We start from the raw sequence: 20,936 nt of genomic DNA on the forward strand, positions 1-20,936 counted from the left end.
AATTGCATTACGCCATTTTTCTTTTCTAGTCACATTAAGAAACGTTCATAACTTACTGATGTTAAAAGCTATTTATATTTATACCGTTTGTCGTCAATCAATATCGCGATACTGAAATGCCATCGAAAACCCCGTGCGTTTCGCCAAAGGTTGAGTACAATCATCGGCTTTTCCCGGGCCTCGCGGGTGCCCGGTTTCAAAGGTTGTGGAAGGCCTTATGTTGACTGGTAGTTACTCCTCCTCGCTGGTGCTGATTTCCCTGTGTGTGGCCATCCTTGCCTCCTATACCGCGCTCGACATGGCCGGGCGTATTGCCACCGCCAAGGGGCGGGCGGTGTACCTGTGGATCACCGGTGGCGCGGGGGCCATGGGCTTTGGCATCTGGTCGATGCACTTTATCGGCATGCTCGCCTTCAGCCTGCCGATCGAGCTGGGCTATGACCTGACATTGACCTTGTTGTCGTTGCTGATTGCAGCACTGTCTTCGGGCTTTGCCTTGTGGCTGGTCAGCCAGCCGACCTTGCCCTGGAGCCAGTTGGGGCTCGGCGCGCTGATCATGGGCGCCGGTATCAGCAGCATGCACTACACCGGCATGGCGGCGTTGCTGATGCAGCCCGGTATCGACTACGACCCTCTGCTGTTCATCCTGTCGCTGCTGATCGCAGTGGGGGCGTCTGCCGCCGCACTGTGGATCGCCTTCCGGCTGCGCAAGCAAACCCTCTATGTGCGGCAGATCCGTGGTGGCGCCGCCGTCCTGATGGGGGTGGCGATTGTCGGCATGCATTACACCGGGATGGCGGCAGCCAACTTCCCCGAGGGCAGTTTCTGTGGCGCACTGAGCACCGGCCTGAGCGGTAATGGCCTGGACTACCTGGTGCTGATCACCACCTTGGCGGTGCTGGCCGTGGCCCTGCTGACCTCGGTACTGGATGCCCGGCTGGAGGCGCGCACTGCGGAACTCGCGCAGTCGCTGACCCGTGCCAACCAGGAACTCACCCAGCTGGCGCTGCACGACACCCTGACCAGCCTGCCCAACCGTACGTTGCTGGCTGACCGTATCGATCAGGCCATCTGCAAGGTCAACTCGCAGGGCGGCTGCTTTGCCCTGATGTTCATTGACCTGGACGGCTTTAAACCGGTCAACGACGCGTTCGGTCACCACATGGGCGACATGCTGCTCAAGGACGTCGCCCAGCGGCTGCGCGGCCACTTGCACAGCCAGGACACCCTGGCGCGCATCGGTGGCGACGAGTTCGTATTGCTGGTGGAGCTGCAGGAGCCGGACGATGCCCTGGGCGTCGCGGCCAAGCAGGTCAACCTGATTTCGCGCCCGTTCCGTGTGGCAGAGCAGAACCTGCAGATTTCCGCGAGCATCGGTATCGTGCTGTACCCCGGCAACGGCACGGACCAGCTGGAGCTGCTGCGCAATGCCGATGCCGCGATGTACCACGCCAAGAGTGCGGGCAAAAATGGCTACAGCTTCTTTGACGTGTCGATGAACAGTAACGCCCGCCTGCAGCTGCAGCTGCTGCAGGACTTGCGCATGGCACTCGAACTGCAGCAGTTCCGCCTTTTCTATCAACCCAAGTTCGATGCGCAGAACGTGCGCCCGATCGGTGCCGAAGCCTTGCTGCGCTGGGAGCATCCGCAGCATGGCCTGTTACTGCCGGACCGCTTTATCTCGCTGGCCGAGAAGACCGGCTTGATCATCCCGATCGGCGAGTGGGTGCTGGACGAAGCCTGCCGGCAGATGCGCGCGTGGATCGACGAGGGCTACAGCGACTGGCGGATTGCGGTCAACCTCTCGGCCATCCAGTTCTGTCACAGCGGGCTGGTGGAGAGCGTCGCCAAGGTGCTGGCGCGTCATCAACTGCCGGCCAACAACCTGACCCTGGAAATCACCGAAACCACCGCGATGCACGACGCCGACGCCAGTCTGGCGGTGCTGCAACGGCTGTCGGACATGGGCGTGGACCTGTCCATCGACGACTTCGGCACCGGCTATTCGAGCTTGATGTACCTCAAGCGCCTGCCGGCCAACGAGCTGAAAATCGACCGGGGCTTTGTCCGTGACCTGGAGCAGGACAGCGACGACGCCGCGATTGTCTCGGCGATTGTCGCGCTGGGCCAGGCATTGGGCTTGCGAATTGTTGCCGAAGGGGTGGAGACCGACCGCCAGCAGAACTTCCTGACCCGGCTGGGCTGCGATTCGTTGCAGGGCTATCTGCTCGGCCAGCCGCTGCCGGCCGAGCGGTTTATCGTCGATATCGAACGCGCGCGCCAGTCCATGGCGGTCAGCTAGGGTCAGCCGGCCGCGCGCAGGTTGCAGGAAGGCTCGAAGGTGTCGAGCTCGGCCTCGACGGCCTCAATGATGCGCTCGACATCGGCGGCGGGCATGACCGCGGCGCAAGGGATGCCGGCAATGGCCAGCAGGGTTTCACCGGTGGCCCGGTCAAACAGGCGCGCGACCATACTGCGCGGGGCATCCATGCTGGCTTCAAAGCCCAGCGGATGAAAATGCCAGCGCATCACCTGGCAGGCGTTGAGAAACGTCAGTTTGTTCATTCCGGCCTCCATACAGGGGTGAACAGCAAGGTGAACGGATCGGGTGCGGTACAGCGGCTTGTCCCTTGTGCGAACGTCCTAACCATAGCACCGCAAACGCCATTGTCCGGGTGTGTTGATGACAGTTTTTCGATACTTTGACGCAGGTCTCGATCAGCGGTTGCGCGTATGAAGGCACGGGATGAAACGGCAAACGTTTGCACGGGACGATAGCCCGCGAGTCCCTTGGGCGTTCTGCCATTTCTACCGGCAGTCGGCCAGGAAGCTTGCGGTCGGGGTATCGGACCAACGGCGCCCTGGACAACGCGCTTGGCACAGTGCTTGAGCAGCGCCCTTCAGTTGATCAGCGCAGCCGCCATGTTGATGGTAAAACCCAGGATCGCGGTATTGAAGACAAACCCTACCAGTGAGTGGGCAAGTACCACCCGGCGCATTGACCGCCCGGCGACGCCGACGTCCGAGGTTTGCACGGCCACGCTCAAGGTGTAGGAGAAGTAGTGAAAGTCCCAGTAATCGGGGTGGCGTTCGCCATCGGGAAAACGCAGCACGGGGGTGTGCGCCTGGGCGGTATAAAACAGGTGGGCGTAGTGCAGGCTGAAAATCGCACCGATCAACAACCAGGAACCGGCAACGGTTAACCCGGTAAACGCGTATTGCAGGGCAGTTGGCCCGCCCGCCAGTTTACCGCCTGCAGCCAGTTGCAGGGTGACCGCCGCGAGGCTGGCGATGGCCGCGATGCTCACCGTGAACAGCACCAGGCCGGCATTCTCATCTTCGATACTGGCTACTCTGCGGACTTTATCCGGGCCTGCACTCACGGTCAGCCACAGAATCAGCAACAGATACAGCCAGACACCGGTGTTCCAGCCAATCAGCACATGCTCGACCCAGTCGTGCGCGGGGATCAGCGCGCCGCAGACCAGGCCGATGACTGCGGCGATACTCAGGCGCGGGTGGCTGCGGGTCAGTCGATGGAAAGCCATGGAACCTCAGGGGCAGAAGCACTCCGGCAACTGTAGCCCATTGGTCCGGGGTGGGCCTCAACCGGGTTGCCCATCTACTCGCGCGCGCAGGAGGATCGGGGCGTAGTGCCAGAGGAACAAGGCAAATGCCAGCACCCAGCACAGCGCCGAAAGGCTCAACCCCCAGTGGCTGAACGGCACCAGGCCAATTCGCAGCAGCGCCGCCAGTTGCACCAGCACGAACGATGCGACGATGCAGGCGGGTACCTGCAAGGGGCGCCCGGTGTGGCCGAGGCTGACCCGCGCCATCATCGCTACGATCATTGCACTCATGGCGCCGACGCTCAGGGCATGGCTGGGCAGGCTGGGGTTGAGCGGTACGCCCAGGTGCCAGGCAGCCATGCCCAGACTTGCCAGCAACAACCACAGGTAGGCCAGGTGCAGCGACCACAGCAACGGTACGCTGGCGACACGGGGGGTAAACCATCGCCACAGGCGCAGGCCGTGCAGCGCGGTTAACAGCACGAAAACGCCGGCCATTGCACGGCTGGATGAATCGCTCAGTCCGGCGGCGGTGAGCAGGGCGACGGCCAGGCTACTGAGCAGCGTCAGGCGTTCAAGCCAGGGTCTGGCCGGCGCTTGGGCGGCGAGCCCCAAACCACGTTGGGTGAAAAAGGGAATGACGCGTCCGCCGATCACCGTCAGGAACGCGCCCATCAGCCACAAACCGGCGAGCGCGCCGCGGCGCTGCAGCAGTTCATCGCCTTGTAGCAGACCGGCGAGCGTCAGCCACTGGCAGGCACCGAGCAGCAGGGTCATGACAATGATCGGGTAGTTGTTTTTCAATCGGCGGGCAATGATAGGTTTTGCCAGCGTAATCGCCACCAACGGCATAAAGGCGGCCTGCAGCAGCACCAGTGCGGGCAAGGGCAGGGCGCTGAACCAGGCCAGGCGGCCAAGCAGCCAGATCACTGCCAGTGCCAGCAGCGGCCAGCCCTTGATCCCGGACAGGCCGCTCCAGTTCTGTACCGCCGTTAGCAGAAACCCGGCAATGATCGCTGCGCCGAAGCCGTAGAGCATTTCATGGCGGTGCCAGGCCAGCATGCCGCCTGTCGGTTGCAGGTGCACGGCGCCAGCCAACCACAAGGCCCAGAGCAATACCGCCAACAGGGCAAAAGCCCCGCCGGCAAGAAAGAAGGGACGAAAGCCAAGGCGCCAGACAGGCAATTGCTCAATCCGGAACATAGGCGTTTTCCTTGTGTTGTGTGCGATTGAACGAGGTGGCCATGATATTGCCCTCAATCGATTCCAATGGGACTGATGAGGTACCATCACGAACCATGCCAGGTATAAATGGCTTGCCAATCAAGGCCATGGTCATGATTCAGGTCATTTTGACCTGAAACGATTCGAGTCATAATGACGCATATAGGGTCATTTTGACCTCTGTCCAGCTTTACAGGATTACCGCTTTGCCCGATTCACTGCACAACCCCTTGCTGCAATACCTCGCCCGCCTGGCGCCTTCCAGTCAGCTGACCATGAAGTACATCCTCCAGGACGCCGCCGACCGCTTGGGCTTTGAGGATTGCGACATCAGCGATGTGCCCTGGCACCAGCTTGAACCGGGCCATGTCACTGCGCTGGTGGCGGCGTTGCGGGCCGATGGTTACGCACCCAATACCTCGTCGTTGTACGTCAACGCTGTGCGTGGGGTGATGAACGAAGCCTGGCGCCTGGGTCTGATCGATCAGGAACAGTTGCTGCGCATCCGCACCGTGAAACCCACGCAAGGTTCGCGCCTGCCCAGCGGGCGAAACCTCAAGCGCAGCCTGATCCGTGAACTGATGGACGCCTGTGCCGCCGACCCGCGGCCGCAGGGCCTGCGCGATGCTGCGGTGATTGCCTTGCTGTATGGCACCGGCATGCGCAAGTCCGAGTCGGTCAACCTCGACCTGGCCCAGGTCGACTTCAACGAGCGCAGCCTGCAGGTGCTGGGCAAGGGCAACAAGCAACTGATCAAGTACGCACCGACCTGGGCGTTTGAAAAGCTCAATGCCTGGCTGGCCTTTCGCCGTGAGCACCTGCCCGAAGGCCAGGCCGACGATGACTTCCTGTTCAACCGTATCCGGCGCGGCAGCCACATCACCCGGGAGCGCATCACCAAGCATGCGATCTATTACATCGCCCGTCAGCGCGGCACCCAGGTCGGGGTGAAAATCATGCCCCACGATTTTCGTCGCTCGTTCATTACCCGAGTAATTGAAGAGCACGACCTGTCGATTGCCCAGAAGCTGGCGCACCACACCAACATCCAGACCACCGCCAACTACGATATGCGCGACGACAACGAGCGGCGCCGGGCCGTGGATCGCTACGATTACTAGGCAACGTTCGAACATCATGTCGAAGGTACTGCCGCCTATAATCGCTTTGAACGCCAGTTCGGTTATGTAAAGACGGGGTGTCGCGGCGCGCAAGAACCAGGGCAAAACCCTGGTTCTTGCTGCGATTGACGCTTGAAAAGTCAGTCGTGCGGCGGCAAAACGCTATTAATTGCGTTAAGGCTTAGGTGTTTTATTTACGTCGACGAAAGTTTTTAGCAGAATGTTCAGGGAACCGCCTGGTCCTGAAGTGTGAACTTCTTCATGCTTGATGATTGTTGATGTGATTTGAAGTTTCTCGGTGGTTGTGTAGATTTTATCGCCTTTTTCAAGCATGCGCTGAATGGCTTGAATATCAGGAATGGGGAAGTCTAGTGCACGGTCTTCCTCATCCACAATTGAATATTTTAAATGTGCATTAAGATGGTTGTCGGCGGGTGCATTGAAAGACTTTTCATCAACATGGCAGGGTTGATCTAATTGTTTGACGCCCATGTCAAACAGATAGCGTTCTTGAGTGGAGCCCCAGCGGTAAAGGACTTCCTTGTTGATTACTTCTAAATCGTGTGTTGCTCCGCTTTCATTTTTTTTGATTATGTCGCCTGCCTTGTATTTGGTGAACAATGCATGTGGGTTTTTGACGGGTATCGAAGTAGAAGTTGGATGTATGGTTACACGGAATTCAAGAGGGAAGTCGTTAGACATTTTTTGGAACCTGTAGCGATTGGATTGAGGTTTGATTTTGCGCCTGCACACTCTGGCTCTCAACTAGTAGACTTATCAGTTGATATATCGCTGGGCTGCCCCTCCAGAAAGTTTTCGATTACGCCCTCTGCCAGTCATTACAACCGCATTTGGTTTTCTCTAAAGCAACGCCCGCGGCAAAACCTGCGCGATACACCGTTGGTGTGGGCCAATATCGATCAGCGATCACAGATCCGGCAAAGTTTTGCTTAAGCAGAAGCCGGGAAGGACTGTATTGAGGTTCAAGTTTGAGGGGGAAGGCCATACTCGACCTGCGGACCTCAAGATACACACGAATTTCTAGACGCGAAGGTGCGGTCATGTGCAGCAACCGTTAGACTGCCGGGCATGACCCAAACCTCCCTGGACACCCCGATCACCTTGTCTTTCAACGCCCTGCAGCGCTGGCATGCGGCATTGCAGGCAGCCTGCGCGCATGTCGAAGCGCCAGATGCCCTGGTGCACCTGGCTGCGGCCATCAGCGAACTGGTGGCGGTCGAGTCGATGATGATCAGCCTGGAGTGCCGGGGGCAGGCGCCGCAGCTGTTGTATCAGCAAGGTATTCCCGAGCAGCACCGCGATGCGGTGCTCAACCGCTATTTTGCAGCGGGTTATCTGCTTGACCCTTTCTGCCTGGCGGTGGAAAACGGCTTGGCCCAAGGCTTTTACCACCTCGAAGACATCGCGCCAGACAATTTCTTCGACAGTGACTACTACAAAACCTATTACCTGGGCACCGGCTGTAGCGAAGACAGCTATTTCATCGCCGATATCGGCGATGCCCGCAAACTCTCTCTGAGCCTGTTCCAGGGCTGCAGCGGCACGCGACTGAGCACCGAGCAGGTCAATCTGCTGCGTGCGGTCGAGCCGATGGTGCGCGACCTGTTGGCCCGATACGCCCGCCACGGGCTTGCGCCCGGCAGCGCCGAGTCAGGGCTCAACAGCATCCAGGCGGCGTTCGAAAGCTTTGGCAGCCAGGTATTGACCGACCGCGAGCGCGAGGTGGCGCACATGATCCTGCGCGGGCACTCGGTCAAGTCCACGGCCGCCGAGCTCAAGATTTCGCCCGAAACCGTACGCATGCACCGCAAAAACCTTTACCTCAAGCTTGAGATCAACTCCCAGTCCGAACTGTTTGCCCGCTTCATCGACTGGCTGCGTCAGGGCTGAGCCGCGTGTCAGCCCCGCCGCCTGGCTGGAAGGATGGGCGGATAATAGGGGCTGGATCCATGCTGGAGACAAGCCATGAACAGCTATCCGAACCGTGTTCTGCGTGGTCTGGCCCTGGTGTTGGCCGTGTTCAGTGTGACGCCGGCGTGGGCGGCGCAGCCACTGACTGAAGAAGAACCTGTCGACATGTCCGCGGTTAAACTGCAATCCGGTGAGCAGAACGGCATCAGTTACCTGCAAGGCGGCATCGGCATCGACGAGTCGCGGGCGATGCAACAGACCCGTGGCTACAACCTGCACATCACCCTGTCATCAGGTGCGGACAACAAGTACCAGAGCGGCGCCGAAGTGCGTGTCGAATCCGCCACCGGGCAGCCTGTGCTGACCCTGCAAGACGTCGGCCCGATGCTCTATGCCAAGTTGCCCAACGGCCATTACCAGGTACTGGCCAACCTCAATGGTGAGCAACAACGACAGAAGGTGGTGATCGACGGCACCCAGCCGGTCGAGGTCAACCTACATTGGCGCGAATAGGCCGGCCATGGAAGCGCATGCACTGCTGAGCCTGGGCCTGAGCGCCTTGCACCGTGACGGCTTTCTGCTCTTGCCCGGGGTGCTCGAGCCCGGCCAGGTTGAGCAACTGAAGGCAGCGATCAGCACGCTCACGCCTCAGCATTGGGATTACAACGGACTATTGGAACACTACAAGTGTGTGTTCAACCGCGACCCCTTGTGGCTGGCTTATCTGGACCTGCCCGGGGTTATCGAGCTGGCAGAAGCGGCGCTGGGTGATGACTGTCACATCATTGGCCAGACGGCCTGGCGCAGCCACCCTGGCTACCAGGGCATGGCATTGCACCTGGATTACCTGGCGATGGAGCTGCCGCAGGCCTGGTTGGCCGACGCTGACTTCGAGCTGCCGATGCAGATCTGTACGGTGCAGTTCTACCTGGACGACATCGACAGTGAGTTGTGTCCGACCCAGGTGCTGCCCGGTAGCCACCGGGCAGGGCGTCGGCCGGCGGCGGGGGAGCAGCAGTGGCAGGGGCAGGCTGCGCAGAGCATTCTCTGTCGAGCCGGAGATGCCTTGATGTTTCGCAGCGAACTCTGGCATGGCGGCAGCGACAATCGCAGCGTAGACCGCACCCGTTCAATGCTGCAGGTGCACTATGGCCGCCGCATGATCGCGCAGAAGTTCTCGCCGTACCTGTACTGGCAGTTCAACCCGGCCGTGCTCGCCGCCGCCACGCCGCGGCAACGGCGTTTGCTCGGCGAGCATGCGGAAGCGGAATACGACTGAGCATCAGGCCACCGCCTTGACCGCCAACACATTGCACAAGGTGTGGTCGAGCACGTGTTCCGTGGTGCTGCCCATCAGGCGTTCGAGCAATTTGCGCGGGTGGTTGCCCATCACCAGCACGTCCGTGCGGCTGTGGGCGACAAAGTCGGCAATGCTGCGGGTGATCGGCGCCGAGAGAAAGTGCTGGCGCTCTGGCGGCACGGCATGGCGTTCGGCAAGGTGTTCGAAGACCTTGTGGATCGACTTGCGCACGTCACCGCCAAACCCCGGCATGGTCACCGTGCCGGCGCCAAAATCAGCCATATGGGTGTGGGCGCTGTCGCAGACGTGCAGCAGGTGCAGTTCGGCGTTGCACTGTTGAGCCAGCTCACTGGCCGCCTGGATGACCCGTTCGTTGAGGTCGTTGTGCGGATGGTCGGGATGAGTCGGGTCAACCGCCGCTACCACAACGCGTGGCAATGGGCAGTGCACGGCACTGACCAGGTGTACCGGGCAGGGGCACTCGCGCAGCAGTTGCCAGTCCACCGGCGTGAACAGCAGGCGTTTGTAGGTGGGTTCGTGCTGTACATCCTTGATCAGCAGGTCCGGCTCGATATCGGCCACTTGTTCCAGGGCGGCCTGCACCACATCACGGGTGAGGATCACCTCGGTGCTGACCCGGATGCCATTTTCATGCAGCAGCATGGCCTCGTCGGCCAGCCATTGGCGATTGTCCTCAACGCGGTTCTCGTTCAGGTGTTCATCACCGCTGAGCAGGCCGAGGGTATCGAACTCCTCGACAATGGCGCAGATATGCAAGGTGGCACCGGTAGCGTGGGCCAGGGCAGCGGCGCGCTCCAGTGCCGGGGTGTGGCGCGTGTGCGCGCCGACCATCAGGAACAGGCGTTGGTACTGGCTCATGGTGCACCTCCGGTCGCGTTGCATTGCCAGCCCCCGAGCTTGAGTTTAGCCCATTGCCTGCAACGCTCCCGGAACCTGCACCGGCGCCAGCTTACCGCCGGTCACTCAGCCGCGGCGATCCAGCCACACAGTCTGGGCGTTGCAGAACTCGCGCACGCCGAAGTGCGACAGTTCGCGGCCAAAACCACTCTTCTTCACGCCGCCAAAGGTGACGCGCGGGTCGGAGGCGCAGACGCCGTTGATGAACACGCCGCCGGTGTCCAGTTCTTCAGTCAGTTGCGCAGCCAGTTCCAGGTCCTGGGTATAGAGAGTCGACGCCAGGCCGAACTCGCTGTCGTTGGCCAGCTCCAGGGCGTGGCGGGCATCACGGGCGGTGATGATCGAGGCGACCGGGCCGAACAGCTCCTGACGGAACGAGGTCATCTGGTCGGTTACATCGGCCAGCACGGTTGGCTCATAGAAGTTACCGGCACCGTCGGCCTTGCGCCCGCCCAACAGCAGGGTTGCGCCTTCGGCCAGGGTCGCCTGGACCTGCTCGTCCAGCTCGTCGCGCAGGTCGAAGCGCGCCATTGGGCCCAGGTAGGTCTTGGCGGACAGCGGGTCACCCATGACCAGCTGGCGGGTGGCTTCTACGAACTTCTCGGTAAAAGCTTCGACCACACCTTGTTCGATGATCAGGCGCTTGGCGGCGGCGCACACTTGCCCGGTGTTGGCGAAACGGCCAACGACTGCCGCCTTGACCGCTTCGTCGAGGTTGGCGTCGTTGAGCACGATGAACGGGTCGGAACCGCCCAGTTCCAGCACGCATTTTTTCAGCGCCGCACCGGCCTGAGCCCCGATGGCCATGCCGGCACGCACGCTACCGGTCAGGGTCACGGCGGCGATGCGCGGGTCCTTGATCGCCTGGGACACACCGTCCGGGGTGACGTTGATCAGTTCGAACACACCTTCAGGCAATCCGGCCTGCCTGATGACGTCGAGCAGCAGGTAGGCGCTGCCCATGACGTTCGGGGCGTGCTTGAGCACGTAAGTGTTGCCGGCGATCAAGGCCGGTACGGCGCCACGCAGTACCTGCCAGACCGGGAAGTTCCACGGCATCACCGCAAGGATCGGGCCGAGTGGGCGGTACTCGATACGCGCCTTGCCGTTTTCAACCAGGGTCGATTCGGCGCTGAGCATGCCTGGGCCCTGGGCTGCGTACCATTCGCACAGTTGTGCGCATTTCTCGACTTCACCACGGGCCTGGGGCAGGGGTTTACCCATTTCCAGGGTGATCATGTGCGCCATGGCTTCGGCGTTGTCGCGGATTTTGCTGGCCAGGCCAAGGATCAGGCTGGCGCGGGCGTCGACAGGCGTACGGCGCCAGGCGGCGTAACCGGTTGCAGCCCGTGCCAGGGCTGCATCCAGCTCCGCTTCGGTGGCATACGGGTAGTGACCAATGGCTTCGCCGTTGGCGGGGTTGATCGATACAGCATGGGTGTGGCTGGAAAACGCAGTCATGGCACGGTCCTGCAAGGCATGTGGAATGACGCCAGCGTAGAGGGCTGTGCATGTTGTGGAAACTGAATAATAATGAGCCTTTCATTCACGTTTGGAGAATGGTGTGGATCTGGTTCAGCTGGAAATCTTCAAAGCCGTGGCCGAGCACGGCAGCATCAGTGTGGCCGCCCAGCATATTCACCGGGTGCCGTCGAACCTGACCACGCGCATCAAGCAGCTGGAAACCGACCTGGGCGTGGAGTTGTTCATCCGCGAGAAAAGCCGTTTGCGTCTGTCGCCAGCCGGTTGGACCTTTCTGGATTACACCCGGCGCATCCTTGCACTGGTGGAGGAAGCGCGCATGACAGTGGCCGGCGAGGAGCCCCAGGGGCCGTTTTCCCTGGGCTCGCTGGAAAGCACGGCAGCCGTGCGAATCCCGGCGCTGCTGGCGGCGTACAACCAGCAGTACAGCAAGGTCGAACTGGACCTCTCCACCGGGCCCTCCGGCGCCATGATCGAAGGGGTGTTGTCCGGACGCCTGGTGGCGGCGTTTGTCGACGGTCCGGTGCTGCACCCGACCCTGGACGGGGTGCCGGTGTTCGAGGAGGAAATGGTGCTGATTGCGCCCCTCAACCACAGGCCGGTCAGCCGCGCCCGGGACGTGAATGGCGAGAACATCTATGCGTTCCGTTCCAACTGCTCCTACCGTCATCATTTCGAGCGTTGGTTCAGTACCGATGCAGCGGTGCCGAGCAAGATCTACGAGATGGAGTCCTACCACGGCATGCTTGCCTGCGTCAGCGCCGGCGCCGGTCTTGCGCTGATGCCGCGCAGCATGCTGCAGAGCATGCCGGGGTGTGCCACGGTCAGCGTCTGGCCGTTGTCCGAGGACTTCCGCTACCTGCATACGTGGCTGGTCTGGCGGCGCGGAACCGTGTCCCAGAGCCTGTCGAGTTTTGTACAACTGCTTGAGACCCGCAGCGAGAAAAGTTGCGCCGCATAAGCCTGCGAAATCGCCCGGTGTGTCCGCATGGTTTGTCTAAACTCAAGCCATTGCCATCACCTCGAAAGCCGGAGCGGTCATGCTTGATTACTTTGCGTTAGGCGTGTTGATTTTTGTCGGGTTGGTTTTGTTCTACGGCATCATCGTACTTCACGACATCCCCTATGAGATTGCGGTACACCGTAACCACCCCCATCAAGATGCGATCCACGCCACCGGCTGGGTGAGCTTGTTCACCCTGCACGCCTTGTGGCCGTTCCTGTGGATCTGGGCGATGCTCTACCGCGAGGACCGTGGCTGGGGCATCGGCACCGGTGGCCCGCAAAGCCCGGTAGCGGACCTGGAACGCCAGATCCTGGAACTCAAGCACCGCATCGAGCACCTGGAGGCCGGCCAGTCCAGGCCCGGGAACAACCACGACGCGGGCGGAGGGATCTGACCCATGGACTTGTTACTGATCCTGACCTACGCCTCGATCTGTGTTGCCATCTTCAAGATTTTCCGCATCCCGCTGAACAAATGGACCGTACCGACCGCCGTATTGGGCGGCGTGATCCTGATCGGTGCGCTGATCTTCACCATGAACTACAACCATCCCTATTCAGAGGTGGCGCGTTCTTATTTTGTCTCGGTGCCGGTGGTCCCGGTGGTGACCGGCAAAGTCATCGAGGTGCCGGTTCAAGGCAACCGTATGCTGGAGAAGGGCGATGTGCTGTTTCGCATCGACCCGGCACCGTTCGAGTTCAAGCTGAAGTCGCTCAAGGCCCAGCAGATGGCTGCCAGGGGCGACCTGTCGAGGATCAGCGAGCTGATCAAGCGCAACTTCGGCACACGCCGCGAGCTGGAACAAGCCATGTCGCGCGTTGATGACCTGGAAGCGCAGATCGACAATGCCCAGTTCGAGCTGGACAACACTGTGGTTCGTGCACCCAGCAAGGGTTACGTGACCCACGTTTCGCTGCGTCCGGGGATGATGGCGACGCGACTGCCGTTGCGGCCGTCGATGGTGTTCATTCCCCAGGAAGGCCAGTATTTTGCGGCGTGGATGCGCCAGAACAGCCTGCTGCGGCTGGTCGTCGGCGATGACGCCGAAGTGGCGTTTGACGGCATTCCCGGCAAGGTCTTCAGTGGCAAGGTGAAAACGGTCATCGAGGCGATCGGTGAAGGGCAGGTGCAGCCGTCCGGCACCATGATCAGCTACACCGGATCGCCGCCACCGGGGCGGGTGCCGGTGATTATCGAAATCACCGACCCGGCCTTTGAGCCCTACCGTGACCAGATGCCAGGCGGTGCTTATGGCCAGGCAGCGGTCTACAGCAAGCATTTCGAACACGTCGGGGTGATGCGCAAGATATTGCTGCGCATGGCGGCGTGGATGAACTATATCTTCCCGTTCCATTGAGGTAGGCGTCTTCTGTTGTACCGCGTCATCGTTTTTCGCGGGTGAACCCGCTCCCACAGTTGAGGCTTGCACCGACCCTGTGGGAGCGGGTTTACCCGCGAAATAGCCCCATCTACGGGAGTTCAGGCAGTACTTCGGCAGGCTCATTGGCCTCCTGCTCGATACGTTGCGCGGTGCGTTGCAACGCCGGCAGGTAGCGGGCAACGGCTTGCTCGATGGTCATCGCCTTGGCCACATAGACCAGGTTCAGGCAGCCGAGCAATTGCTGCCTGCCGCGGATCGGCACGGCAATCGAGGCGATCTTTTCTTCCTGGAACCAGGCCGCGTAATTCTCGCCGTAGCCACGGTGGCGGGTTTTACGCAGGAGGTTGTCCAGCGCCACCGGGTCGCGTGCCAGGCGGCTTTCTTCATCGTCGCGACTGGCCAGCAACTCGATGATCCGTTCGCGCTCTGCCTCCGGGCAAAAGGCCAGATAGGCAAGGCCGGTAGCGGTCATCAGGATCGGCAGGCGCCGGCCGACAATGGAACGGTGAAACGACAGGCGACTGAAGCGGTGGGTCGATTCGCGTACCACCATGCTGTCGACATCCAGGGTGCACAGGTCGGTGGGCCACACGACCTCCTGCAGCAACTCCGCCAGCAACGGGGCGGCGAGGGCAGAGATCCACAGGTCGTCACGAAAGCCTTCGCTCAGCTCGCGCACCTTTAGGCACAAGCCAAAGCTGTCATTGGACTCACTCCTGCGCACATAGCCTTCGTCCTGCAACGTTTCAAGCAGGCGCCGGACGGTGGTGCGGTGCAGGCCGGTCAGTTCGGCCAGCTGAGTGGGTGTGGCGCCGCCACTGAGTCGATTCAGCGTGTTCAACAGCTGCAAACCGCGCGTCAGTCCCCGCACGGTTTTGTACTCAGACTCGCTGCCAGTGCTCATAAATCACCAAAAAAACCATTAAAAACAATGCTGTGCACATAGTGCACAGCAGGAGTGTTTTTCATTGTAGGGCAAGAAACGCCGTTCATATACTAGGCCCAACAATAACGACGACCCTTCGGGGAGACCTCCCATGAACCATGCCTGCGCCCTCTGCATGCCCGACGCTCCGCCTGAGCGGCATGCCTGGTAATTCCTGCGACGCCTGAGCAGGAACACCGCTCTCTCAACTTTTGAATCGCTGTCATCCCTGCGTTGCACTCAACGCCGAGGGTTGGCCCCGGCTTGCCTGAATTCGGCTGGTCGGGTGGCGTGACGCTGCTGCAAATGGTGAAAACAATGAAAACGACTCCATCTCCTACCACTGATTACACCGCTCAAGTCGTGGTACTCGGCGCCGGCCCGGTCGGCCTGTCGATTGCCAACTACCTCGGCCAGGTCGGCATTGACGTCCTGGTGGTCGAGAAGCTCGACCAGTTGATCGACTACCCGCGTGCCATCGGCATCGACGACGAGTCGCTACGGGCCGTGCAGGCCCGGGGCCTGGTTGATCAGGTATTGCCGCATACCACGCCGTGGCACGCCATGCGTTTTCTGACCCCCAAGGGCCGTTGCTTCGCCGACATCCAGCCGATGACCGATGAATTCGGCTGGTCGCGGCGCAATGCCTTCATTCAGCCTCAGGTCGATGCCGTGCTGTTCAAAGGCCTGCAGCGTTTTGGCAATGTGCGCACGCTGTTCAGCCGCGACGTGACTGAATTCAGCCAGGATGCAGAGGGCGTCACCCTTTACGTGGACGGCCCTGGCGGCGTGCGCGAATCGATTCGTGCCGGGTACCTGGTGGCCTGTGACGGCGGCAACAGCTACATCCGCCGCACCCTGGACATCGCTTTCGACGGCAAGACTGCGCCCAACCAGTGGATAGTCGTCGACATCGCCAATGACCCGCTGGGCACGCCGCATGTCTACATGTGCTGCGACCCTGTACGTCCGTATGTCTCCGCCGCGCTGCCGCATGGCGTACGCCGCTTCGAGTTCATGGTGATGCCCGGCGAGACCGAAGCTGAACTGAGCAAACCGGAGAACATGCGCAAGCTGATGGCCAAAGTGTTGCCAGACCCGGACAACGTCGAGCTGATCCGCAGCCGTGTCTACACCCACAACGCCCGCCTGGCCGGCGAGTTCCGCAAGCAACGCATCCTGCTCGCCGGCGACGCCGCGCACATCATGCCGGTGTGGCAAGGGCAGGGGTACAACAGCGGCATGCGCGATGCCAGCAACCTGGCCTGGAAACTCGCGCTGGTGGTCAAAGGCCTGGCCGGTGAAGGCCTGCTCGACACCTACGAGCAGGAACGCCGCGACCACGCCAAGGCGATGATCAACCTGTCGGTGATGGCCGGCCATGTGCTGGCGCCGCCGAAGCGTTGGCAGGGGATCTTGCGCGACGGGATTTCCTGGCTGCTCAACTACCTGCCACCGGTCAAACGCTACTTCCTCGAAATGCGTTTCAAGCCGATGCCGCAGTACACCAGCGGTGCATTGGTGGCCAGTGCACCGACAATCGCCAACTCACCGGTCGGGCGCATGTTCATCCAGCCCAAGGTGCTGACGGATGAAGGGCAACAGGTGTTGCTCGACGATGTGATCGGCAGCAATTTCGCCATCATCGCCTGGGGCAGCGATCCGACCTGGGGCCTGACGGCCGAGCAAGTGGCGTTCTGGCGTCGCCTGGGTACGCGCTTTATTCAAGTGCTGCCAGACGTGCAAATGCAAGCCGAGCGGGAAGTGGCCGAGGGCGTGATACGCGTCGGCGACCGTAGCGGCCGGCTCAAGGAATGGTTCGGTCGGTATCCGCTCTCCATCGCCCTGTTGCGCCCGGATCGCTTTGTCGCCGCAGTGGCGATTCCGCAAACGCTCGGCAAGGCCTGTGATGCGCTGGCCCATGCACTGCGCGCGACGCCAATGCCGGTCGTCCAGCCCGTTGCCAGCAAGGTGGCTTGAGATGAGTGCCTTGGTGCAATGCCTGTCCCATACCCCGTTAGTGGGCTACGTCGACCCGGCGCCCGCGGTGCTGGAGGAGGTCGATAGCGTCGTCGCCCGTGCACGGGCGCAGATCGAAGCGTTTGCGCCGGAACTGGTGATCCTGTTTGCACCGGATCACTACAACGGCTTTTTCTATGACGTGATGCCGTCGTTCTGCATCGGTATGGCGGCGAACGCCATTGGCGATTTCGACACCGCTGCAGGCCCGTTTGATGTGCCCAAGGCGCTGGCTGAAGGCTGCGCCGATGCGGTGCTGGATGCCGGCGTGGACGCAGCTGTGTCGTATTGCATGCAGGTCGACCATGGTTTTGCCCAGCCACTTGAACTGCTGCTCGGTGGAATTGACCGGTGCCCGGTGATTCCGGTGTTCATCAACTCGGTGGCGGTGCCGCTGCCGAGCTTCCGGCGCGCACGTTTGCTGGGCGAGGCCATCGGCCGTTATGCCGGCACCCTGAACAAGCGCGTGCTGTTTATCGGTTCTGGTGGCCTGTCGCACCAGCCGCCGGTGCCGGAACTGGCCCATGTCGATGCCCGTATGGCCGACCGCCTGATGGGCAGTGGCCGTGATCTGCCGGCCGACGAGCGCGAGGCGCGTCAGCAGCGCGTCATTCAGGCGGCCCGGCGTTTTGTCGAAGACCAGGGCTCTCTGCATCCGCTGAACCCGGCCTGGGACCAGGGGTTCCTCGACACCTTGGCCAGTGGCCGTATCAGCGACCTCGACAGCCTGGGCAATGCCGAGCTGTCGAGGCTGGCCGGCAAGTCCACCCATGAAGTGAAAACCTGGGTCGCCGCGTTCGCTGCGCTGTCGGCGTTCGGCCCCTATCACGCCTGCGACCGCTATTACCGCCCGATCCCCGAGTGGATCGCCGGGTTTGGCGCGCTCGCGGCCCGCCCTGAATGCTCACCGTTGAAGGATGCCTGACATGACGACTGTCACTGCCGTACCGACCGAAGCTTCAACCAGCCGTTTCGCCCGTATCAGCGAAGGCGACCTCGACCTGCAACTGCACTACAACGATATCGGCCAGGGCGCCGAAACCGTGGTGATGCTGCACGGCTCCGGTCCTGGCGCCAGCGGTTGGGCAAACTTCAACCGCAACATCGAGCCGCTGACCAATGCCGGTTACCGGGTGATCCTGATGGACTGCCCTGGCTGGAGCAAAAGCGACCCGATCGTCTGCACCGGCTCGCGTTCGGACCTCAACGCCCGCGCGCTCAAAGGCCTGCTGGATGTGCTGGACCTGGACCGTGTGCACCTGATCGGCAACTCGATGGGCGGCCACAGCGCTGTAGCCTTTGCCCTGGCCAACCCGCAGCGGGTCGGCAAACTGGTGTTGATGGGCGGCGGTACCGGCGGGGCGAGCCCGTTTGCGCCGATGCCGCCCGAGGGCATCAAGTTGCTCAACGGCCTGTACCGCGAGCCGACCATCGACAACCTGAAGAAGATGATGACCGTCTTCGTCTTCGATGCCAGCAGCCTGACCGACGCCCTGTACCAGACCCGTCTGGACAACATGCTTGCGCGCCGCGACCACCTGGACAACTTCGTTGCCAGCCTGGCGGCCAATCCCAAGCAGTTCCCTGACTTCAGCCCACGCCTGGGCGAAATCAGCGCGCAGACCCTGATCGTCTGGGGTCGTGATGACCGCTTTGTGCCGATGGATGCCGGCCTGCGCCTGTTGGCGGGCTTGCCCAACGCCCACCTGCACGTGTTCAACCGTTGCGGCCACTGGGCCCAGTGGGAGCACGCGGACGCCTTCAACCGCATGGTGCTGGACTTCCTCACCCATTGAGCGGTGTGAACTTTATTTGAGGTACACAATGAGCATTTCTCAACAGACCCTCGACCAGCTGGCAGCCGCCTTGCGCCAGGCTGAAGTGTCGGCATTGGCCATCGCACCGCTGCGCGAGCTGATCGGTGAAGACAACGACGAGGCCGCCTATGCGATCCAGCGCCTCAACGTCGCCCATGCCGTGGCGGGCGGCCGTCGCGTGGTCGGGCGCAAGATCGGCCTGACCAACCCCAAGGTGCAGGCCCAGCTCGGCGTCGACCAGCCGGATTTCGGCACCCTGTTTGCCGACATGTGCTACGGCGACAACGAAGTGGTGCCGTTCAACCGCGTGCTGCAACCGAAGATCGAGGCGGAGATTGCCCTGGTTCTGGCGCGCGACCTGCCGGGCATCGACACCACGTTCGCCGACGTACTGGGCGCAACCGGCTGGGTCATGCCGGCCCTGGAGATCGTTGGCTCACGCGTACAGAACTGGAACATCCGTTTTGTCGACACCGTGGCCGACAACGCCTCCAGCGGTTGCTACGTGCTCGGCGGCCCGGCCCGTCGCATCGACGGCCTGGACCTGCGCAACGCCAGCATGCGCATGACCCGTAACGGCGAGGTCGTTTCCACGGGCAGCGGTGCCGAATGCCTGGGCCACCCGCTCAATGCTGCCGTATGGCTGGCGCGGACCATGGCGCGCCTGCGCGAGCCGCTGAAGGCGGGCGATGTGATTCTCACCGGGGCGTTGGGGCCGATGGCCGCTGTGGCCGCGGGTGATCGCTTCGAGGCCGACATCGAAGGCATCGGCCAGGTAGCAGTCGAGTTCAGTGTCGAGTAATCGGCGACGTGCGTGCAGACAAGGTAAACACCATGAAAAAACTAAAAGTCGCCATCATCGGCTCCGGCAACATCGGCACCGACCTGATGATCAAGATCCTGCGTAACGCGCAGCACCTGGAAATGTCGGCGATGGTGGGTATCGACCCGGCGTCCGATGGCCTGGCGCGCGCTGCACGGATGGGCGTGGCCACGACCCACGAAGGCGTAGAAGGCCTGACCCGTCTGCCAGCGTTTGCCGACATCGACTTCGTCTTCGATGCCACCAGCGCCGGCGCCCACGTCAAGAACGACGCGTTCCTGCGTTCGATCAAACCGGGTATCCGCCTGATCGACCTGACCCCGGCGGCCATCGGCCCGTACTGCGTGCCGGTGGTCAACCTGGAGCAGAACCTCGGCCAGCTGAACGTCAACATGGTCACCTGCGGCGGCCAGGCAACCATCCCGATGGTGGCGGCGGTGTCGCGCGTGGCCAAGGTGCATTACGCCGAGATCATTGCCTCGATTGCGAGCAAATCCGCCGGTCCCGGCACCCGCGCCAACATCGACGAATTCACCGAAACCACCAGCAAAGCCATCGAAGTGATCGGTGGCGCGGCCAAGGGCAAGGCGATCATCGTCATGAACCCGGCCGAGCCGCCGCTGATGATGCGTGACACGGTGTTCGTGCTCTCCGAAGCCGCCGACCAGGCCAAGGTCGAAGCCTCCATCGAGGAAATGGCCGCCGCCGTGCAGGCCTATGTGCCGGGCTACCGCCTCAAGCAAAAGGTGCAGTTCGACGTGATCCCCGAGGATGCGCCGTTGAACATTCCCGGCCACGGCCGCTTCTCCGGTCTGAAGACCTCGGTGTTCCTCGAAGTCGAAGGCGCCGCCCATTACCTGCCAGCCTACGCCGGCAACCTCGACATCATGACTTCCGCTGCCTTGGCCACCGCCGAGCGCATGGCGCTGTCGATGCTCAACGGCTGAGGAGCTCGCCCATGAACGGTAAGAAAATCTACATTTCCGACGTCACCCTGCGCGACGGCAGCCATGCCATTCGCCACCAGTACTCGATCCAGAACGTGCAGGACATTGCCCGCGCACTGGACAAGGCCAAGGTCGATTCGATCGAAGTCGCCCATGGCGACGGCCTGCAGGGCTCGAGCTTCAACTACGGCTTTGGCAAACACACCGACCTTGAGTACATCGAGGCCGTGGCCGACGTCATCGAGCATGCGCAGATCGCCACCTTGCTGCTGCCCGGCATCGGCTCGGTGCATGACCTCAAGGCTGCCTACAACGCCGGTGCGCGGGTGGTACGCGTGGCCACGCATTGCACCGAAGCCGACGTGTCGAAGCAGCACATCGAATACGCCCGCGAGCTGGGCATGGACACCGTCGGCTTTTTGATGATGAGCCACATGATCCCGGCCGAGCAGCTGGCCGCCCAGGGCAAGTT

20 protein-coding genes and 1 pseudogene are annotated in these 20,936 nt (G+C 61.7%); 14 read left to right on the forward strand and 7 right to left on the reverse strand.

Features of this window, described 5'->3' with window-relative positions; translation table 11 throughout:
* Positions 1-217 precede the first annotated feature (217 nt).
* A complete protein-coding gene (locus I5S59_RS23700; protein WP_197878730.1) occupies positions 218-2,302 on the forward strand; it encodes a putative bifunctional diguanylate cyclase/phosphodiesterase in 2,085 nt (694 codons plus the stop codon).
* Positions 2,303-2,304: 2 nt separating this feature from the next.
* Here the strand turns inward: I5S59_RS23700 and I5S59_RS23705 are convergent, their stop codons facing one another.
* From I5S59_RS23705 to I5S59_RS23715, 3 genes are all read right to left on the reverse strand, one after another.
* Complete coding sequence (locus I5S59_RS23705) at positions 2,305-2,565, reverse strand: DUF1652 domain-containing protein (RefSeq protein WP_197878731.1); 261 nt, start codon at positions 2,563-2,565, stop codon at positions 2,305-2,307.
* 335 nt (positions 2,566-2,900) lie between these two features.
* A complete protein-coding gene (locus I5S59_RS23710) occupies positions 2,901-3,548 on the reverse strand; it encodes a DUF1345 domain-containing protein (RefSeq protein ID WP_197878732.1) in 648 nt (215 codons plus the stop codon).
* Between the two features lie 57 nt (positions 3,549-3,605).
* Complete coding sequence (locus tag I5S59_RS23715) at positions 3,606-4,772, reverse strand: NnrS family protein (protein ID WP_197878733.1); 1,167 nt, start codon at positions 4,770-4,772, stop codon at positions 3,606-3,608.
* 296 nt (positions 4,773-5,068) lie between these two features.
* On the opposite strand from I5S59_RS23715, the gene I5S59_RS23720 reads away from it, so the two are divergent.
* Positions 5,069-5,914: a site-specific integrase gene (locus tag I5S59_RS23720; protein ID WP_420066473.1), complete on the forward strand. Its 846-nt coding sequence runs from the start codon at positions 5,069-5,071 to the stop codon at positions 5,912-5,914.
* 174 nt (positions 5,915-6,088) lie between these two features.
* Here the strand turns inward: I5S59_RS23720 and I5S59_RS23725 are convergent, their stop codons facing one another.
* Entirely contained in the window at positions 6,089-6,616 is a 528-nt protein-coding gene (locus I5S59_RS23725) for a hypothetical protein (RefSeq protein ID WP_197878735.1), read from the reverse strand.
* 387 nt (positions 6,617-7,003) lie between these two features.
* Between I5S59_RS23725 and I5S59_RS23730 the strand changes: the two genes are divergently transcribed.
* From I5S59_RS23730 to I5S59_RS23740, 3 genes are all read left to right on the forward strand, one after another.
* Positions 7,004-7,825 (forward strand): helix-turn-helix domain-containing protein, encoded by an 822-nt coding sequence (locus I5S59_RS23730; protein ID WP_197878736.1) that lies wholly within the window; start codon positions 7,004-7,006, stop codon positions 7,823-7,825.
* Between the two features lie 75 nt (positions 7,826-7,900).
* On the forward strand, positions 7,901-8,359 hold the full coding sequence (locus I5S59_RS23735) for a carboxypeptidase regulatory-like domain-containing protein (RefSeq protein ID WP_197878737.1): 459 nt from the start codon (positions 7,901-7,903) through the stop codon (positions 8,357-8,359).
* Between the two features lie 7 nt (positions 8,360-8,366).
* A complete protein-coding gene (locus I5S59_RS23740; protein ID WP_197878738.1) occupies positions 8,367-9,125 on the forward strand; it encodes a phytanoyl-CoA dioxygenase family protein in 759 nt (252 codons plus the stop codon).
* A gap of 3 nt (positions 9,126-9,128) precedes the next feature.
* Here I5S59_RS23740 and I5S59_RS23745 read toward each other — a convergent pair whose 3' ends face one another.
* Positions 9,129-10,025: a universal stress protein gene (locus I5S59_RS23745; protein ID WP_197878739.1), complete on the reverse strand. Its 897-nt coding sequence runs from the start codon at positions 10,023-10,025 to the stop codon at positions 9,129-9,131.
* Positions 10,026-10,130: 105 nt separating this feature from the next.
* A complete protein-coding gene (locus I5S59_RS23750; RefSeq protein WP_197878740.1) occupies positions 10,131-11,525 on the reverse strand; it encodes an aldehyde dehydrogenase family protein in 1,395 nt (464 codons plus the stop codon).
* Between the two features lie 103 nt (positions 11,526-11,628).
* Here I5S59_RS23750 and ptrR point away from each other — a divergent pair, with 103 nt between their 5' ends.
* The 3 genes from ptrR (at position 11,629) to I5S59_RS23765 (ending at position 13,909) form a co-directional block, all read left to right on the forward strand.
* Complete coding sequence (gene ptrR / locus I5S59_RS23755; protein ID WP_197878741.1) at positions 11,629-12,507, forward strand: putrescine utilization regulator PtrR; 879 nt, start codon at positions 11,629-11,631, stop codon at positions 12,505-12,507.
* A gap of 79 nt (positions 12,508-12,586) precedes the next feature.
* Positions 12,587-12,946 carry a DUF3302 domain-containing protein gene (locus tag I5S59_RS23760; RefSeq protein WP_197878742.1) on the forward strand — a complete coding sequence of 120 codons (360 nt, stop codon included), beginning with the start codon at positions 12,587-12,589 and terminating at the stop codon, positions 12,944-12,946.
* 3 nt (positions 12,947-12,949) lie between these two features.
* Positions 12,950-13,909, forward strand: coding sequence for an HlyD family secretion protein (locus I5S59_RS23765; protein WP_197878743.1), 960 nt, complete (start codon positions 12,950-12,952; stop codon positions 13,907-13,909).
* Positions 13,910-14,021: 112 nt separating this feature from the next.
* On the opposite strand, the gene I5S59_RS23770 is transcribed toward I5S59_RS23765, so the two are convergent.
* A complete protein-coding gene (locus I5S59_RS23770) occupies positions 14,022-14,837 on the reverse strand; it encodes a DNA-binding transcriptional regulator (protein WP_197878744.1) in 816 nt (271 codons plus the stop codon).
* A 339-nt stretch (positions 14,838-15,176) separates the two neighbouring features.
* On the opposite strand from I5S59_RS23770, the gene I5S59_RS23775 reads away from it, so the two are divergent.
* The 6 genes and pseudogenes from I5S59_RS23775 to I5S59_RS23800 form a co-directional block, all read left to right on the forward strand.
* A complete protein-coding gene (locus tag I5S59_RS23775; RefSeq protein ID WP_197878745.1) occupies positions 15,177-16,838 on the forward strand; it encodes a bifunctional 3-(3-hydroxy-phenyl)propionate/3-hydroxycinnamic acid hydroxylase in 1,662 nt (553 codons plus the stop codon).
* A gap of 1 nt (position 16,839) precedes the next feature.
* Positions 16,840-17,802, forward strand: a complete 963-nt coding sequence (gene mhpB / locus I5S59_RS23780; RefSeq protein ID WP_197878746.1) for a 3-carboxyethylcatechol 2,3-dioxygenase — start codon at positions 16,840-16,842, stop codon at positions 17,800-17,802.
* A gap of 1 nt (position 17,803) precedes the next feature.
* Positions 17,804-18,673: an alpha/beta fold hydrolase gene (locus tag I5S59_RS23785; RefSeq protein ID WP_197878747.1), complete on the forward strand. Its 870-nt coding sequence runs from the start codon at positions 17,804-17,806 to the stop codon at positions 18,671-18,673.
* Between the two features lie 28 nt (positions 18,674-18,701).
* Positions 18,702-19,496: a 2-keto-4-pentenoate hydratase gene (gene mhpD, locus I5S59_RS23790; RefSeq protein WP_197878748.1), complete on the forward strand. Its 795-nt coding sequence runs from the start codon at positions 18,702-18,704 to the stop codon at positions 19,494-19,496.
* 32 nt (positions 19,497-19,528) lie between these two features.
* Positions 19,529-20,464: an acetaldehyde dehydrogenase (acetylating) gene (locus tag I5S59_RS23795; protein WP_197878749.1), complete on the forward strand. Its 936-nt coding sequence runs from the start codon at positions 19,529-19,531 to the stop codon at positions 20,462-20,464.
* Between the two features lie 11 nt (positions 20,465-20,475).
* Positions 20,476-20,936, forward strand: a pseudogene (locus I5S59_RS23800) (4-hydroxy-2-oxovalerate aldolase); the annotation flags it as partial.

This window comes from Pseudomonas alkylphenolica (genome assembly GCF_016009175.1).
In the GTDB taxonomy this organism is placed as follows: domain Bacteria; phylum Pseudomonadota; class Gammaproteobacteria; order Pseudomonadales; family Pseudomonadaceae; genus Aquipseudomonas; species Aquipseudomonas alkylphenolica_B.

Excerpts from the sequence above, each read along its gene's own strand:
- I5S59_RS23705 (WP_197878731.1), bottom strand. The coding sequence starts at position 2,565 with ATGAACAAACTGACGTTTCTCAACGCCTGCCAGGTGATGCGCTGGCAT.
- I5S59_RS23700 (WP_197878730.1), top strand. The coding sequence starts at position 218 with ATGTTGACTGGTAGTTACTCCTCCTCGCTGGTGCTGATTTCCCTGTGT.
- I5S59_RS23795 (WP_197878749.1), top strand. The coding sequence starts at position 19,529 with ATGAAAAAACTAAAAGTCGCCATCATCGGCTCCGGCAACATCGGCACC.
- I5S59_RS23745 (WP_197878739.1), bottom strand. The coding sequence starts at position 10,025 with ATGAGCCAGTACCAACGCCTGTTCCTGATGGTCGGCGCGCACACGCGC.
- I5S59_RS23735 (WP_197878737.1), top strand. The coding sequence starts at position 7,901 with ATGAACAGCTATCCGAACCGTGTTCTGCGTGGTCTGGCCCTGGTGTTG.
- I5S59_RS23740 (WP_197878738.1), top strand. The coding sequence starts at position 8,367 with ATGGAAGCGCATGCACTGCTGAGCCTGGGCCTGAGCGCCTTGCACCGT.
- I5S59_RS23730 (WP_197878736.1), top strand. The coding sequence starts at position 7,004 with ATGACCCAAACCTCCCTGGACACCCCGATCACCTTGTCTTTCAACGCC.
- I5S59_RS23715 (WP_197878733.1), bottom strand. The coding sequence starts at position 4,772 with ATGTTCCGGATTGAGCAATTGCCTGTCTGGCGCCTTGGCTTTCGTCCC.
- mhpB (WP_197878746.1), top strand. The coding sequence starts at position 16,840 with ATGAGTGCCTTGGTGCAATGCCTGTCCCATACCCCGTTAGTGGGCTAC.
- I5S59_RS23760 (WP_197878742.1), top strand. The coding sequence starts at position 12,587 with ATGCTTGATTACTTTGCGTTAGGCGTGTTGATTTTTGTCGGGTTGGTT.
- I5S59_RS23710 (WP_197878732.1), bottom strand. The coding sequence starts at position 3,548 with ATGGCTTTCCATCGACTGACCCGCAGCCACCCGCGCCTGAGTATCGCC.
- I5S59_RS23725 (WP_197878735.1), bottom strand. The coding sequence starts at position 6,616 with ATGTCTAACGACTTCCCTCTTGAATTCCGTGTAACCATACATCCAACT.
- I5S59_RS23770 (WP_197878744.1), bottom strand. The coding sequence starts at position 14,837 with ATGAGCACTGGCAGCGAGTCTGAGTACAAAACCGTGCGGGGACTGACG.
- mhpD (WP_197878748.1), top strand. The coding sequence starts at position 18,702 with ATGAGCATTTCTCAACAGACCCTCGACCAGCTGGCAGCCGCCTTGCGC.
- I5S59_RS23720 (WP_420066473.1), top strand. The coding sequence starts at position 5,069 with ATGAAGTACATCCTCCAGGACGCCGCCGACCGCTTGGGCTTTGAGGAT.
- I5S59_RS23785 (WP_197878747.1), top strand. The coding sequence starts at position 17,804 with ATGACGACTGTCACTGCCGTACCGACCGAAGCTTCAACCAGCCGTTTC.
- I5S59_RS23750 (WP_197878740.1), bottom strand. The coding sequence starts at position 11,525 with ATGACTGCGTTTTCCAGCCACACCCATGCTGTATCGATCAACCCCGCC.
- I5S59_RS23775 (WP_197878745.1), top strand. The coding sequence starts at position 15,177 with ATGAAAACGACTCCATCTCCTACCACTGATTACACCGCTCAAGTCGTG.
- I5S59_RS23765 (WP_197878743.1), top strand. The coding sequence starts at position 12,950 with ATGGACTTGTTACTGATCCTGACCTACGCCTCGATCTGTGTTGCCATC.